Source organism: Nocardia coffeae (assembly GCF_019890715.1).
GTDB lineage: Bacteria > Actinomycetota > Actinomycetes > Mycobacteriales > Mycobacteriaceae > Nocardia > Nocardia jiangxiensis.
Genome location: NZ_JAINZY010000003.1, coordinates 561384 through 577124, shown reverse-complemented (window position 1 = coordinate 577124; position 15741 = coordinate 561384). Strand labels below are relative to the sequence as shown.

The following is a 15741-nucleotide window of genomic DNA, read 5'->3' as shown; positions in this document are numbered from 1 at the left end:
CGCAATCGGTATCAGCATGAACGGGCGAAAACCGCTTCACTTACCGATCAATACTGCACCGGGGGGCATACTGTCGACGGTGGCGCGGAGGTCGGCTGCGACCGAGTCCAGGGCTGCGGTCAACCTTCGGGTGTAGGTCTTCGGCGACCGGCTCGGGCGGCCGCAAATCCAGATGGGTAAGCGTTGCTGAACGTGATTGCCGTTGGGGGCCGCATGACTGGTTATCACCGGCAGCAGGCAGGGTGGTGCACAGCATCGCTCGCTCAACACGGTCTTGCTCCAAATGGTTGCCGAGGCATGTAGCCGGAAGAACTCGTCGCGATAGTCGACGCCAACGGAGCCGGGCGCATGCTGATCGATGATGCGGTGCCACAGCGGGGCCGGCAACGCCCAGGTGTGCAGCGCCGCTCGTCGGTGATGGTAGTTCACCGCTGGCCGCTGCCGAAGATCCTGAGCGATGACACCGATCGCGGTCCGGAGTTCCTCATCCACTCCGCATCGTCTGATCCATGCTCCGACGGTGGAGCCGCTGCCCCAGACCCTCCCGTAGCCGTGGCTCGGATTGGGAATCGCTTTGACCCCCAGATAGAAGGCAGCGTCACCGAGCGATCCGCCGATGATCATCTGGACTAGACGGATTGCGGCGTACCGGTGCAGAAGACGGTGCGAGATGCCGGTGAACTGCCGCAGGTGGGGTTCGGCGATTTCGTGGGGTATCTGCTGTGGAACGTTCTCCGGAGGTAGGTCCGTGTGAAGTTCCGGAGCTCGTATGCGCTGGCCGGCGCGGCGAGTGCAGGAGTACCGCCGCACACCAGGCGTCAGTGCTCGTTGAAGCGCCGGAGAGCATTCATCCCGACTGTCGAAGAAATGCCTGGCCACGGATGTGCGACCGGCCTGAAATAGCTTGTCGGGCAATAGATTGTGGAGTTCTTGCCGGACGGCAGCAGCACTGTCACGATTGAGGATGTGGTCAGCTGAGAGAAGGAGTCCTGCCGCGACCTTGGCATCGAGCGGAGCCCAGGCGAGCGGAGCGGGTTTGAAATTGGCTGTCGGGGCATTGCGTTGGACGTAGGCATCGACCGCGGCCGTGAACTCCGTGGCCGGGGCAAGCTCACGGGCCTGGTCCCATGTGGCGTAGACCAGATGAGTCGCCAAGCGCAGGTCAGTGAAGTATCGGACAGGTTCGGTGAGTTCACCAGCGCTGAGGACCGGCTCGTGGTTGTCGGGATCGAGTGCCTGATTGAGTCGCTGTTGAAGAGCGACCGCGGTGGCGTCGAGCGCCGGAGATCCGGGCCGATCGAGTCTGGCTCGACACTGTGCGCCTACCTCTGATGTCCGCGACGATCTGGTTGCGTCCCAACGGCATTGAGTGGGGTGAAGGTCGGGAATGCCCTGTCCGGCGATCAGTGGGATTCGTTCCTGCGCGCCACGGTGTCCGTGGACATTGCGGCCGCAATCGGGGCAGCTGTGGCGCAGTAGAAGACGGTGTCGAGTGCACGCGAAAACGACTGCTAGCCGCCAGCTTCGGCGCCAGGGGCCACCGTGAGCTTGTTGGATGGGCGAGCCATCACCGGACAAGCAGTCTGGACAGTACCGGGTGGGCCCGGTCAGCAACCACCATTGACGTGATGCGCGCTGGCTGCCGTAGCGGCGGTGGGCTGGCGGCGCCTCGGGGATCGGGTACCTGCCTGCCAGGAATTGGAGTGTGAGCGCGTCGGCCTCGGCATGGTTGAGACGGGTGGCGGTAGAAAATGTTGCGCGAGTTGCGGGGTCGAGCTTGACCATCAGCTCGTGGCTGAGGCGCGAGGGATACGGATTTCGCGTGGTTTCAGCCATGAGTGTCAGCGCTAGGACCCTGGCGGGCGTGAGTTCGAGTCGGTGGGCTAAGCGCAGTACATACCCTGGCAGCGACTCGTCCGGCAGCGGGTCCAGGCTACGAGGCAACGTTGGGGGCATGTTCGCTGTCGCTGTCGGGCGGCAAACCTCGGTCGTCGAATACGGTGTTTCGGGGACGGCTCCGGCGACGCTTGGGTGGCGCCGACGATGGAACATCAGGGATTTCATTGTCGATGCGGGGGCGTCCGGGAACATCGCCCAGGTTGAGAGCGATGCTGTCCAATAGCTGCTCGGTAATGGTTTCTGTGCCGGTGGCGATGGCTTCGGTGCAGGCTTCCTCTACGAGGAGTTCGAGAAGCCCGACGACGCCGTTGGTCCGGCGGAAGAGGTATTCGGGCATGCGGCCGCCGGTGAGCATATCCGGTGGGGAAGCGAACAGTCGCAGGCTTTGCTGTAGCCCGTCGAGATGGTTGGTCCAAGCGGCTATGCCGGCTGCGGTGTGGTAGCGAAACGGTTCCAAATGAATGAGCTTGAAGCGACGCTCGGTCTGTGTTTCCTTGCGGTCGCCAAGATTCGCCGAGGGCGGTGGAAAGATCCAGTCGCCGGTGTGCTTGTCATATTTTCCTGCTCGTAGCAATCCGGAACGCGGAATGTCCACCCCGATCAGGACCAGGGTGGTGTTCATGCTCATGAAGGCCCGGAGCAGGTCGAGGGTGTCTTGATCGTCGGCTCGGTGCATCTTCAATCGGGTGATGTCATCGAGGATCAGTACCCGGGTGCCGTGATCGTGGAGCGAGGCCCGGACTTGGCGGGTCAGCTGTGGAAGGGTCATATTTTTGTGCTCGGCGCCGTAGAAATCCAAGATCGCCTGGCACGTGGACTTCGGTTTCGCAGTGACCGGGGTTTGGACGTAGGCGACAGGGACGTGCAGGTCCCGGGTGCCGGGGATTGCGTTGGGGTTGAGGTGGTTGTGCAAGTCCAGCCAAGAGTCCTCGAACGCGGCGGCGATTTCGCAGGCAGTCTCGGTTTTCCCTTGGAAGCCGCCGCCGGTGATCATCAGCCCCGCGCGGGTGTTGGGCTTGAGTTTCAGGGCGTTGTTCTGCAGCCGGGCCCGCATTACTCGCGTGAGTTCATTGCTCATCGGGGTGTCCTGCATGGGCAGGTTCGCGTGAGTAGCTGCTCTGTGGAGATCGTGAAGTTGCTGCTCCCGCGGCCTCATCAGCTCGTACTCGTCCGAGCTGATGCGTGGTGCTGGAATAAAACTGTGACGGGTCAGTCGCCAGCGTGTCCAGCCCTCGAAGGTCTCCCGATCTGGGACCTGCTCGGGGAGAATGAACTGCACCACTGGCGAATCCGTACTGTTGGGCACAAACAACCTCTCTATTCCGCCAGGGTCGAATCGGCGGCTTCGTCGTTGGTGAGCAGAAACAGGTTTCCGCGCCGGAATGCTTCACCCAGCCGTGCCGGGGGCGGGAGCGGTGCCTGCTGTTGCAGTGCTTGCGCTCGACGGTCGCGCCGGTCGGCGTCGACTGCGTTGTCGATGTCGCGAGCCTGTTGCGGCCTGCGTGGTTCGGCGACCATCGGTCTCTTCGATACCTGCGCCGCAGCCGGTTTGGGCTCGACGAGCCGCACCGGCTGTTCGACAGGGCGGTCCGCGGCGGCCGCACGGCCTCGTGCGTCGTCTCGGGTTATCTCGGTTCGTTTGGCTTTCGGGAGCGATTTCCAGGACTCGACTGGTGCGTGGGCGCCGAGGAGATCCAGCAGCACCGGCAGCAGCTCGCGATCGGTCTGCGGCTTCAATCCGGACTTCCTTGCCGCGGTGAGCATTTCGCGAACTCGAGCATCGCCGAATGATGGAATCTCGTCGCCGGGCGGTAACCCCTTCCAGCGCAGTGAATGCCAGTCGTGCGTCTTCGGGTCCTGGAAGAACACGGATCGTGCGTCGCGTGGGTCGCTGCGAATCAGATAGCGGCGTTTATGTTTTCCGCCTCGCGCCGAGGGCTCGTCGCGATACTCGTCGAGAGCGTCCCCGTCGTACCACAACCGGCCGATCTTGACGCCACGCTCATGATGGATCTGGACGTGGTGCGCGGGCAGGAGTTCGTAGTAGAGCTCCGGACTCGGTATCTGCATCGCGAATCCGCCCTGTGCCATCGATGCTGCAAACAGGGAGTTGGGACTGTGATCACCTTTTGGATCCCACGATGGTGCGTGCTCTCCCAACTTCCTGTTCTGCCAGACTTTTACGATCCACGTTGCGATCACGTGCTCGGCTTTTTCGATCGTCAGGTCAGCGTCGGCCTCTGGATCTTCACCTCGGTCAGCGACATCGACGCCTGTATAGCCATGCAGCAACTCGAACAGGAGCGACCGGATCGCACCGAAGCTTCGTTCGACGGCTTGTTTGTCGGTCGGGCGCAGCACACGCGCCGGAAGGATGTTGCATCCGAGTACGCGCTCGACCTCGACAAGGTGATGATTGCGGTAGACCGAGCCGTGGTCCGTGGTGACGGTCTCCGGAGAGAAGAACGGCAATCCGGCGACTTGATGACCGGCAAAATCCGCCACCACGTTTGCGGGCAACCCGGGGTAAGGCCACTCCATGTCGTCGCCCCAGCCGGGGCGCATCGGCAGGGGCATCGTAATGTCGCGCAACAACATTGCGATGTCGATCGAGCTGTCCGATACCAATGTGAGCCGAAACCCCACCAGCGAGCGAGTACAAACGTCCAGCGCGAGAGTCAGGTGCACCGACACCGGATCGCCGAACACAGTCTCACGGACCTTCACCGGCATAACCGTTGTGTCCAATGCGACCACTTGCCCAGGTCGGTGGATGACGACGTGCTCACCGGAGGTGGATTTCGCCGCGGACCGGACGTAGCGTTGCCGTCCGCCTCCGGACCCGAACCAGTCGTGCCAGGCCGTCCGCAAGGTCTCGTAGCTCGGTATATCCCCAGTTGCCTCCTGCCCGAACTGCTCTCGAACGTATTGGTGGATCAGCCGTTCCCGTGTACGCATGCTTATTCGCGATCTGTACAAACACTCGCCGTGAACGGCATATATCGCCTCGCGGACCTGCTCGTTGATCGTTAAGTGCCCGAGTGCCGGCCGGAGCCAGCGGTCGTCGGCGCAGCCGATCGCCCCATAGCGGCGACGCCGCGCTTCCCACCTGATCAGCGTGCGATAGCCAACCCTGTCCAAACCGAGCACCCGGGCCTGGTCCTTGTCGAGCCTGGTCAATTCCTCGACCTTGGCCCATCGCCGCTGGGTCAAAGTTGTCACCCCTGGGTCGTAGCACGGCTTCGGTTCACCCGGGCCGGGCCGAAGCGGATCCCCGCCACAGAATCCGGTTGCGACCTCCAATAGATGAGCGACCCGCAACTTGAGCAGCTTGCGTTGATGCCGCGTCAGGTCTGACTCGATCGGTTCCTGACGCCCCTTCGCAGCTGCTCGCGATGCCGTGGTCCGGCTGGACTGACGACAGTTGGGATGATGGGCGAGCATCCCCAGGTTGGCCCGCATCCGCCGCCCATCAGAGGCATCGACGAGCATCACTCGCCCGAATTGCGGCTCGCACCCTTCTACACACCATTCTCGGCCGTCCAGCACAACAGCCGCACCGGGCGAAAGATCAAGCATCGCTTCAGCCCACCCGCCTGGATGAACCCACGGGAGCGGCGATGACTGTCCGATCGCCAAGCGATTCTGCCAAGTCCATGCCGAGTTGGCGACGCCAAAGCAGCTGTAGCAGAATCGATCTCGCCATCACCGGTACTTCAGCCATCTCCGCCAACTCACCAAATGTGACACTTCCCTTAGCAGCGATCGACCGCATTGTGTGAGCCATGTCGAGCGGATCGGCCAACGGCCGCCGCTGCGATGACAACGTATCCACCGTGACCATGGCCGGCTGTCGCCCTCCAGTGACCACTGCGTAACCCCAGCCCAGCATCCCTGCAACCTGAGCAGTAGCGGCGAAGGCAATCTCGTCGGTGAGCTTGATACGTCCCGCCGGCCGGACATCGATCAGCCATCGACCCGTAACAGTGTCCGCAAGGAAGTCTGGGATATGTTCGGCGGCACCGCTTTTGGTCTCGAATCGCAACCGAATCGGCTGCGACAACACATCGTCGATGCCACCGGCGAAATCGAGCATCATCAACAGACGCGCTTCCGCCAGGGACTCGAAGCCATGATGACGGCCTGTACTCACCATGTAGTGCAAACCAGAACGATGCCGCTGGGAACGATGCCAGGAGAAGCGCCGAACCGGTTGACACCCAGACAGAACCAAGGCCGCCAACTCCCGCACCGGCGTCACAATTTCCGTCGAACCCCGGCGATGGGTAGCCGACCATCGGTCCGGCCAGTCGCCCAGTACGAGGTACTCGGTGGCGGAATCTGACACCTTCGCGACCGTAGCTAGGTCCAGCCAACTGCATGTATGAGACCACACCGTCATGCTCATCAAAAGACATGGAAGCCCAAGTCCCGCGGTCCGATCTCGCGAATCAGCGAAATAACGGCCGATCACGGCGAGTCGAAGCACGACACGCCCAGAAAGTGGTGACAAGTACGGCTTGTATTTGGTGACAACTATCGCTTGTACTTTTCGCCGGCAGCCCAGGTCAGTGGGAGTGACTGGTGACAACTATGATCTGTCGTCACAGAGCCGTGACGACAGGTCGCAGTCGTCACCTACCGGTCGCACCCGTCACCCGATGCATGGTCGGGACGACGTCACCTGCCCGCGGTCCGCTCTCGCCGCAGCACGACCCCGGCCAGTTCGGCGGGCGTTGCAGTGCTCGTGTCGACAATCGTGTCGTAGGAGTGGCCGTGATCGTGCACCGTGCCCAGATGGCCTCGCGCCAACCCGATCGTCTTGCCACGAGCCAGTCCCGCTGCTCGGCGACGGCCAGCGGACAGGTGACCCGCGAGAGCACTGCCGGTCCGGACCGCCGGTGGGCGTGACCTGCGCAAGGCCCGGCCCGGCGACTGTCCGGACCGGACAACGGTCCAGGTCCGGTCGCGGTGGGTGGCAGCCGTTCCGGAAAACCGGCCGTGGCCGGTCGGACCAGCGCTTTCACCGCCGGTTGCCGGGGTGAGCAGGCGAAGCGCCCCGGCTGACGCGCATACCTTTCTCTCGGGCCGTCACGGTCCGCGAATCCGCCATCTGGAGGCGGGTCGCAGTAGTTCAGGGGAGGACATCATGCACATCGCATCCGCACTCGCCGCCGCCGTCACCGCCGCGGCACTGGCATTCACCGCGCCGCTCGCGGCGGCGGACACCGGCGAACTCGCACCGCACGAGAAGACGGTCGCCGCACCGGGGGGATTCACATTCACGGTGGGGCACATGGGCAATGCGGTCCATCCGGTGCCGCCGATGAACGGCATGCCGACCAGCCGGGAGGCATATCTGGACAACACCTCCTACGGCCGGTTCGACGGTCCGGGCACCGGCAAGATCCGCACCGGATACTTCGTCGCCTGCGCGGTCGACCTGGACGTGTCGTTCACCGTCGACGCCGGAGCGAGCCTCGACGCCGGGGCCACCGCCGGTGTCTCGGTCGGCGACGTGGTCACCCCCAGCGCCGGGGTGACCATCGGCCCCAGCGTGAACGCCGGATTCGACGCCTCGCTCACCATCACCCCCGGCAAGATCACCGATATCCGGGTGGGCGAGAAGGCCCTCACCCCGGGACTCACCGGATATGTCGTGAGCCGCGATTTCCAGGTCCGCGTGAACGGTTGCGGCGGTCCGCTGACCGTGCAGGCGTACACCATCATCGAGGCATCGTCCCCGCAGGTCGACGGGGGTGAGTGGGTGATGGGCGATCCGGTCGTGCTGTAGCGCGATCGTCGCCGAACCGATTTTCTCCGAGACCAATCAGGGTCATCCCCGATGCGATCCGGGCACCAGCACCGCCACCATGGACAACATGACCAGAGCGAACGGCTGGACCGGCGGGACCGGCCGGACCGGATTCAACGAACAGCTCCAGCACCTGTGGCGGACGCGGCCGGTGCGACTGCCGCGCCGGGGGCCGGTCGCCGGTGTGGCGGCCGGGTTCGGGCAGCGCTACGGGGTGGACCCGGTGCTGGTACGGGTCGCCTTCGTGGTGTCGACGATCTTCGGCGGATCGGGCATCGTGCTGTATCTGCTGGCATGGTTGCTGATGCCCGCCGCGCAGGACGACGTGTCCGCCGCGGAGAGCCTGATCGGCCGGGGGCACAGCATGCAGTCGCCGACCAAGACGCTGGTGCTGATCGTGGCGCTGGTGATCGCGGTCAGCACCGTGGGGCCGGTGGGCGCCGGTCTCGGCGGGGCCGGACTGATCAGTTTCGCGCTGATGGTGGCCGGTTGGTGGCTGCTGTACCTGCGGCAACCCAATCCGCCCGCGGGCAGCACCGATCCGCTGCTGCCCGACGGCGGACCCGCCCCGACCGGATATCCCGGGGTGTTCCCGGGCGGTCCCGCCTGGACCGGGCCGACCTACGGCCCCTACACCAGACTGCCCGATCACTACGAGCCGGATCAGCCGAAAAGCACTGCCGAACAGCAGGTTTCATCATTCGAGACGGTTACCGAAGTCATTCCGCAGGACCGCGCCCCGGATGCCGATACCGCCGCGTCGGACACCGCCGTACTCCGCACCGACCCCCCGCTGGATTCGAGTCCCGCAGAACAGGATTCGTCCAGCACACCGACAGACGAAGCGACACAACCGATCCCACCCCCGCGCACCGGCCCGTTCCGGCCGACGCCGGACCCGTCCAAGATCGGCCCGACCGCCTCGGGCTGGGATCCGCTCGGGGTGACCCCGCTGGCCTGGGATCTGCCCGATCCCACCCCGCGCGGGCCGGTACTGCCGACCCCGCCACCGCCACGTCCCCGCTCCCGGCTCACCCCGATCGTGATCGGCCTGGCCGTACTCGCGGCAGCGGGAGCCGGTGCGCTGACGGCCGCCGGCGTGAGCTGGATGACCCCGGGCCGGATCGGCGCGGTGGCACTGACGGTGGTCGGACTGGGTCTGCTGATCGGTGCGTTCCTGCGGCGCGGCTACGGTCTGATGGTGCTGCTGGCGCCGCTGGCCGGATTCGTGATCCTGGCCTCGCTCGTCGGCCCGGTGACATTCGACCGCTCCGCGATGGGCGAGCACACCTGGAAACCGGCCACGATGGCCGAACTGAATCCCGCCTACCAGATCACCGTCGGCGATGGAACGCTGGATCTGCGGTCGTTGAACCTCACCGAGAATCGCACGGTCGCGGTCCATGTGCGCGCCGGCGACTTCCACGTCCTGGTGCCCGCGTCGATGCGCCTGGACGCGCGATGCCGGGCGAAAGTGGGCGATGTCAGCTGCCCGCAAGGACTCGTGGGCCCGGCGACCGGCCCGGTGCTCACCCTCGATGTCGATGTTCAGGCCGGAGCTGCGGAGGTGACCCATGGCTGAGCACACCAGGACCGATGATCCGGAAACCCGTCGCGGACCGTCGTTCTCACTCCTGTTCGCCGGGTTGCTGGCACTGGCGGTGAGTGTGTGGGCGTTCCTCGGACCGTCCGCGTGGCCCGCGCACAGCGTCGTCCCGGTCGGCTGGATCGTGGTGGCCGTGGCCATCGTGGCCGGGATCGTGATGGTGATCTCGCCGCGTCGACGCCGACGCTGACACTCCCGAAACAGCAGGGCCCGGACCGCTCGACGGTCCGGGCCCTGCCCTCATGTGAGCCCAGCGCTCACTCCCACTCGATGGTCCCCGGTGGCTTGCTGGTCACGTCGAGCACCACGCGGTTGATCTCGGCGACCTCGTTGGTGATGCGGGTGGAGATGCGCTCGAGGACGTCGAACGGCAGCCGTGTCCAGTCCGCGGTCATCGCGTCCTCGCTGGACACCGGGCGCAGCACGATCGGATGACCGTAGGTGCGGCCGTCCCCCTGGACGCCCACACTGCGCACATCGGCCAGCAGCACCACCGGGCACTGCCAGATCTGCCGGTCCAGTCCGGCCGCGGTCAACTCCTCGCGGGCGATGGCGTCGGCGTGCCGCAGCGTCTCGAGCCTGTCCCCGGTGACCTCGCCGACGATGCGGATGGCCAGTCCGGGCCCCGGGAACGGCTGGCGCGCAACGATTTCCTCGGGCAGGCCCAATTCGCGCCCGACCGCGCGCACCTCGTCCTTGAACAGCAACCGCAGCGGTTCGACGAGGGAGAACTCCAGATCGTCCGGCAGACCGCCGACGTTGTGGTGGCTCTTGATATTCGCCGTCCCCGAGCCGCCGCCGGATTCCACCACATCCGGATACAGCGTGCCCTGCACCAGGAATTCCACCTTCGGAGCCGAACCCTCCACGGCCCCGGCATCTTTCACGACCTGCGCGACGGCGTCCTCGAACGAGCGGATGAACTCACGCCCGATGATCTTGCGTTTCTCCTCCGGATCGGTGACGCCCTTCAGCTCACCGAGGAATTTGTCCACCGCGTCGACGGTCACCAGTTTGGCGCCGGTCGCGGCGACGAAATCACGTTGCACCTGCTCGCGTTCGCCCGCACGCAGCAGACCGTGATCGACGAACACACAGGTCAGCCTGTCGCCGATGGCCCGCTGCACCAGCGCCGCGGCCACCGCGGAGTCCACGCCGCCGGACAGACCGCAGATCGCGTGTCCGTCGCCGACCTGATCCTGCACCTGCGTGATCAGCGCCTCGGCGATATTGGCCGGGGTCCACGACGCCGGAATACCGGCGATCTCGTGCAGGAACCGGCTCAGCACCTGCTGACCGTGCGGGGAATGCAGGACCTCGGGGTGGTACTGCACACCGGCCAGCCGCCGCTCGGTGTCCTCGAAGGCCGCCACCGGTGCGCCCGCACTGGTGCCGGTGACCTCGAATCCCGCCGGAGCGTCGGTGACCGCATCACCGTGGCTCATCCACACCGGCTGCACGGTGGGCAGGCCGCCGTGCAGCACACCGCCGTCGACGCTGAGTTCGGTGCGTCCGTACTCGCGGGTGCCGGTGTGCGCGACCGTACCGCCCAGTGCCTGGGCCATCGCCTGGAATCCGTAGCAGATGCCGAAGACCGGGACGTTCAGATCGAACAGGCGCGGATCCAGTTGCGGCGCGCCGTCGGCGTACACACTCGACGGCCCGCCGGACAGGATCACCGCGAGCGGCGCCCGCTCGGCGATCTCCTCGACGGTCGTGGAATGCGGGATCACCTCGGAGTACACGCTGGATTCGCGAACCCGCCGCGCGATCAACTGCGCGTACTGCGCCCCGAAATCGACAACGAGCACCGGTCGCTGGGTTTCTGCCACCGAAACAGTCTACGATGCTGCATTTTCTGCCTCCGTTTCGCTCCGACGTGTGCTGGGTTCTCGGCCTCCGCCGTGTTCGCGGCCCCCAAGGCTCGCCGTTCAGCACTCGAGACTCGGGCTGCGCCCATGCGCTTCGAGGGCTGAACGGCGAGCCGGCCGCGAACTCCTCGCTCGAAGGCTCGCTCCGTGCGGGGCCGCGACAGTGCGCACCTCACGAATACCCAGGTGATGTGTTCTGGTCTCAATCTCCGTGCGGCGCAACATTGCTCCGGCGAACCGGGAGCAGCCTCGGATTCGGTGGCACATCGTGGAGTACCGGTGGGACAAGCTGGACAACCGCCCGTGCGGGACGGGTGTTCCAGCTATCCTCGTGCTCGTGCCATTCGCCCGTGCGATCGACGCCGAAATCCACTACGAGGACAGCGGCGAACACGGCCCGGTTGTGCTACTCGGGCACGAATTCTTCATGGACAGAACGATGTTCGCCTCGCAGGTCGCTGCGCTGTCCCCGGAATTCCGCATCGTCACCTGGGATGCCCGCGGTCATGGGGACACCCGGGACCAGGGGCTGCCGTTCAGTTACTGGACCTCCGCGCGCGATGCGCTCACCGTGCTGGACCAGTTGCGGGTCGAGCGCGCGATCGTCGGCGGCACCTCCCAGGGCGGGTTCAGCGCCATCCGCACGGCGCTGCTGGCCCCCGAGCGGGTCGCGGCGCTGATCCTCATCGCCACCGAGGCGCACGCCCCGACCACCCACGAGCTGGACAATTCCCGTCGCTTCCTGGAGCGCTGGCACGAACCACGCCTGCGCCGCCAGATGGCCGAGCATCTCGCGCAGTGGCTGATCGGCGAGGACGCCTGGTACCGCGCGGTGTGGGTCAAGCGCTGGCTCGCGCGCGACCCACACGCCACCGAGGTGGCCGCGGGCTGCATCCTGGGCCGCGATTCGATCCTGGACCGGCTGCCCGAGATCACCTGCCCGGTCCTGGTCATCCACCCCACCCAGGCCGGCATCGCCCGCACCAACGCGGTGGAAATGGCGCGGCGCCTGACGAATTCACGCTTCGTCGAGATCGAGGCAGCCCGTCAGGCGGTCAACATGACCCACCCCGCCCAGGTCAACTCGGCGATCCGCAAATTCCTCCGAGAAACGGTATTGACCCAATCCCACTGACACCCGCCCATCTCGATGCCTCGAAGGGCAACAACTGATCTCGTGTGAACATGGGTAACTCCCGGGGTACGCCCGGGAGCCGCCCCGGCACCCGACCGTCGGCCCGAGACGCGAGTCCTCCCGCACCCGACGACACGCAAAAATCGCGGGGAGGCGGAACAGTCAAGCGCGCACGCTCAGGCCGACCTTCTGGAATTCCTTCAGTTCGCGGTAGCCGGCCTTGGCCATCGAACGGCGCAGGCCGCCAACGAGATTCACCGAACCCCACGGATCGCTGGACGGGCCGTAGAGCAGCTGCTGCAGGGTCGGACGGTCGTCCTCGTCGGCGAACTTCAGCAGGGCCCCACGCGGGACGGACGGATGCGCGGCCGCGGCGGGCCAGTACCAGCCGCGCGCGGGCGACTCCTGCGCCAGGGCCAGCGGGACGCCGAGCATGGCCGCGTCGGCGCCGCAGGCGATGGCCTTGGCCAACTGCCCGGAGGACACGACGTCACCGTCCGCGATGACGTGCACATACCGGCCGCCGGTCTCGTCCAGGTAGTCGCGGCGGGCCGCGGCGGCGTCGGCGATCGCGGTGGCCATCGGCACCCCGATGCCCAGCACCTCACCGGTGGTGGTCGCGCCCGCGGTGGAGCCGTACCCGACGATGACACCGGCCGCGCCGGTACGCATCAGATGCAGTGCGGTGCGGTGATCGCTCACCCCGCCCGCCACCACCGGAACGTCCAGTTCGGCGATGAAGGTCTTCAGGTTCAGCGGCTCCCCATCGCCGACGTGTTCGGCGGAGATGATGGTGCCGTGCACGACCAGCAGGTCGATCCCGGCCTGCACCAGACTCGGGGTCAGCGCGCGAGCGTTCTGCGGACTCACCCGCACCGCCACCGTCACACCGGCGGCCCGCACCTGCGCGACGGCCGAGGCCAGCAGATCCGGCTGCATGGGCGCGGCGTGCAGCGACTGCAGCAGGGCGATCGCGGCCTCGGTGCCCTCCTTCTCGGCCACCTCGAGCAGGCGGTCGATGCAGGAGGCCACATCCGCGTGCCGGGCCCACAGCCCCTCACCGTTGATGACGCCGAGCCCGCCGAGGCGGCCGAGCTCGATCGCGAACTCCGGCGACACCAGCGCGTCGGTCGGATGCGCCACCAGCGGGATGTCGAACCGGTAGGCGTCGAGCTGCCAGGCCAGCGACACCTGCTTGGACGAACGGGTGCGCCGGGAGGGAACGATGTCGACATCGTCCAGTTCGTAGGTCCGCCGGGCGGTCCGGCCCATGCCGATCTCGACCATGTCGCGCATGTAAGTACTCCTTAATTCCTGCGCAGTGTGTGCTGCGCCGCCTCGGGCACCGCGGGTTTGCGGAGCCGGGAGGCTCGCCGGTCTGCGGAGCCGCCTGGTGCTCCGTGAGGAGCACATGTCACGGTCCGGACGGCCGGGCGCGCCGCACACGCAACTGCCCCCGTCGCCCGCGACGAACCATCAGGCCCGATGTCGCGAGAATCCGGACGCACAGCAAGAGCCTAACCACCCTCGCCCGCGCCCAGTCACCCCCCGGTTACCGGGGGTGTCAGCCGCGCCCGGTGTAGTTGGGCGCCTCGACCGTCATCGTGATGTCGTGCGGGTGGCTCTCCTTGAGCCCGGCCGCGGTGATCTGCACGAACTGCTTGTCCTGCAGATCGGTGATCGACTGCGATCCGGTGTAGCCCATGGCCGCCCGCAGACCGCCGACCAGCTGGTGGATCACCTGGTTGACCGGGCCGCGGAACGGCACCCGGCCCTCGATGCCCTCGGGCACCAGTTTGTCCTCGGCGAGCACGTCGTCCTGGAAGTAGCGGTCCTTGGAGTAGGACTTGGCCTGCCCACGACCCTGCATCGCACCCAGCGAACCCATGCCGCGGTAGCTCTTGAACTGCTTGCCGCCCACCAGGATCAGCTCACCGGGCGACTCGGCGGTGCCGGCCAGCAGAGAGCCGAGCATCACGGTGGACGCACCGGCCGCGATGGCCTTGGCGATGTCACCGGAGAACTGGATGCCGCCGTCGGCGATCACCGGCACACCGGCCGGCTTGCAGACGGCCACGGCCTCGAGGATCGCGGTGATCTGCGGCGCGCCGACACCGGCGACCACGCGGGTGGTGCAGATCGAGCCGGGGCCCACGCCCACCTTCACCGCGTCCACGCCCGCGGCGATCAGCGCCGAGGCGCCCTCGCGCGTGGCGACGTTGCCGCCGACGATCTGGATGCGGTCGCCGACCTCGGTCTTGACCTTGGTGACCATCTCCAGCACCTGCACCTGATGGCCGTGTGCGGTATCCACCACGAGCACATCGACCCCGGCGTCGGCCAGCGTCATCGCGCGGGACCAGGAGTCCTCGCCGACGCCCACGGCCGCGCCGACCAGCAGACGCCCGTCGCGGTCCTTGGTCGCGTTCGGGTACTGGTCGGTCTTGACGAAATCCTTGACGGTGATGAGCCCGCGCAACCGGCCCTCGCCGTCCACGATCGGCAGCTTCTCCACCTTGTGGCGACGCAGCAGGCCCAGCGCGGCCTCGGCGGTGACGCCTTCCTGCGCGGTGATCAGCGGCGCCTTGGTCATCACATCGGCGACGCGGCGGTTCTGATCGACCTCGAAACGCATGTCGCGGTTGGTGATGATGCCCACCAGCTCACCGGTCTCGTCCACCACCGGCAGACCGGAGATGCGGAAGCGCGCACACATCGCGTCGACCTCGGCGAGAGTGTCGCTGGGGCGGCAGGTGACCGGATCGGTGACCATGCCCGCCTCGGAGCGCTTCACCGTCTCCACCTGTGATGCCTGATCGGCGGCCGCGAGATTGCGGTGCAGCACGCCCATACCGCCCGCACGCGCCATCGCGATCGCCATCCGGGCCTCGGTGACGGTGTCCATCGCCGAACTCACCAGCGGCGTGCGCAGCGTGATCTCCCGGCTCAGCCGACTCGACGTCTGCACCGAGCTGGGGATCAGATCCGAAGCGGCGGGCAACAGCAGCACATCGTCGAATGTGAGGCCGAGCATGGCGATCTTGTTCGGATCGTCGCCACCCGTACGAGGGCGGACGGCGTGTTCGCCCATCACGGGACTACTCATCGGATCGACCCCTCCTGGACCTCGAACGCCGTGAGCCCGGAACACGCCCGAGCTCGCGAATTTATTCTGACGGATACGGCACCGAAGACTCTTCCCGGCACCTGGGCTCCATGGTATCGGCCGCGAATGTGTGCGAGCGCGGCGGCTCCGCCGACACGGGACCAGTGCCCGGACCCGATGCCTCCCGAGTTGCGCGTTCGGGGGTATGCGGGGTTTGCTGGACGCGCTCAGGCTCCGGGCCGGACTGATCTGTCCCGCACAGTCATCCGTTGCCGGTTGTTTTCGGACCGCAGGCCCCGGTGCACCGCC

The 15741-nt window shown here is 66.3% G+C and carries 11 protein-coding genes; 4 read left to right on the top strand and 7 right to left on the bottom strand.

The annotated features are described in order from the left end of the window. Positions 1 to 36: 36 nt before the first annotated feature. From K7711_RS49635 to K7711_RS16050, 4 genes are read right to left on the bottom strand one after another with little or no spacing between them, the layout of a single operon-like run. On the bottom strand, positions 37 to 1956 hold the full coding sequence (locus K7711_RS49635) for a TniQ family protein (RefSeq protein WP_222970162.1): 1920 nt from the start codon (positions 1954 to 1956) through the stop codon (positions 37 to 39). After that, positions 1934 to 3181: an AAA family ATPase gene (locus K7711_RS16060; RefSeq protein WP_222970160.1), complete on the bottom strand. Its 1248-nt coding sequence runs from the start codon at positions 3179 to 3181 to the stop codon at positions 1934 to 1936. The genes K7711_RS49635 and K7711_RS16060 overlap by 23 nt, the downstream gene beginning before the upstream one ends. Before the next feature lie 35 nt (positions 3182 to 3216). Next, positions 3217 to 5478 carry a hypothetical protein gene (locus K7711_RS16055; RefSeq protein WP_222970158.1) on the bottom strand — a complete coding sequence of 754 codons (2262 nt, stop codon included), beginning with the start codon at positions 5476 to 5478 and terminating at the stop codon, positions 3217 to 3219. Positions 5479 to 5482: 4 nt separating this feature from the next. Next, positions 5483 to 6247: a TnsA-like heteromeric transposase endonuclease subunit gene (locus K7711_RS16050; protein ID WP_222970156.1), complete on the bottom strand. Its 765-nt coding sequence runs from the start codon at positions 6245 to 6247 to the stop codon at positions 5483 to 5485. Between the two features lie 801 nt (positions 6248 to 7048). Between K7711_RS16050 and K7711_RS16045 the strand changes: the two genes are divergently transcribed. From K7711_RS16045 to K7711_RS16035, 3 genes are all read left to right on the top strand, one after another. Next, positions 7049 to 7693 (top strand): MspA family porin, encoded by a 645-nt coding sequence (locus K7711_RS16045; RefSeq protein ID WP_222970154.1) that lies wholly within the window; start codon positions 7049 to 7051, stop codon positions 7691 to 7693. An 88-nt stretch (positions 7694 to 7781) separates the two neighbouring features. Continuing rightward, positions 7782 to 9296 (top strand): PspC domain-containing protein, encoded by a 1515-nt coding sequence (locus K7711_RS16040; RefSeq protein WP_222970152.1) that lies wholly within the window; start codon positions 7782 to 7784, stop codon positions 9294 to 9296. Next, positions 9289 to 9510 carry a hypothetical protein gene (locus K7711_RS16035; protein WP_222970150.1) on the top strand — a complete coding sequence of 74 codons (222 nt, stop codon included), beginning with the start codon at positions 9289 to 9291 and terminating at the stop codon, positions 9508 to 9510. The genes K7711_RS16040 and K7711_RS16035 overlap by 8 nt, the downstream gene beginning before the upstream one ends. Before the next feature lie 67 nt (positions 9511 to 9577). Here the strand turns inward: K7711_RS16035 and guaA are convergent, their stop codons facing one another. Then, entirely contained in the window at positions 9578 to 11152 is a 1575-nt protein-coding gene (gene guaA, locus K7711_RS16030) for a glutamine-hydrolyzing GMP synthase (protein WP_222970148.1), read from the bottom strand. 376 nt (positions 11153 to 11528) lie between these two features. Between guaA and K7711_RS16025 the strand changes: the two genes are divergently transcribed. After that, complete coding sequence (locus tag K7711_RS16025; protein ID WP_222970146.1) at positions 11529 to 12326, top strand: alpha/beta fold hydrolase; 798 nt, start codon at positions 11529 to 11531, stop codon at positions 12324 to 12326. 162 nt (positions 12327 to 12488) lie between these two features. On the opposite strand, the gene K7711_RS16020 is transcribed toward K7711_RS16025, so the two are convergent. Continuing rightward, positions 12489 to 13622 carry a GuaB3 family IMP dehydrogenase-related protein gene (locus tag K7711_RS16020; RefSeq protein WP_222970144.1) on the bottom strand — a complete coding sequence of 378 codons (1134 nt, stop codon included), beginning with the start codon at positions 13620 to 13622 and terminating at the stop codon, positions 12489 to 12491. A gap of 268 nt (positions 13623 to 13890) precedes the next feature. Then, the gene (gene guaB / locus K7711_RS16015; protein WP_235747217.1) at positions 13891 to 15432 is read right to left on the bottom strand and encodes an IMP dehydrogenase; all 1542 of its coding nucleotides are present in this window, start codon (positions 15430 to 15432) and stop codon (positions 13891 to 13893) included. Between the last annotated feature and the right edge of the window lie 309 nt (positions 15433 to 15741).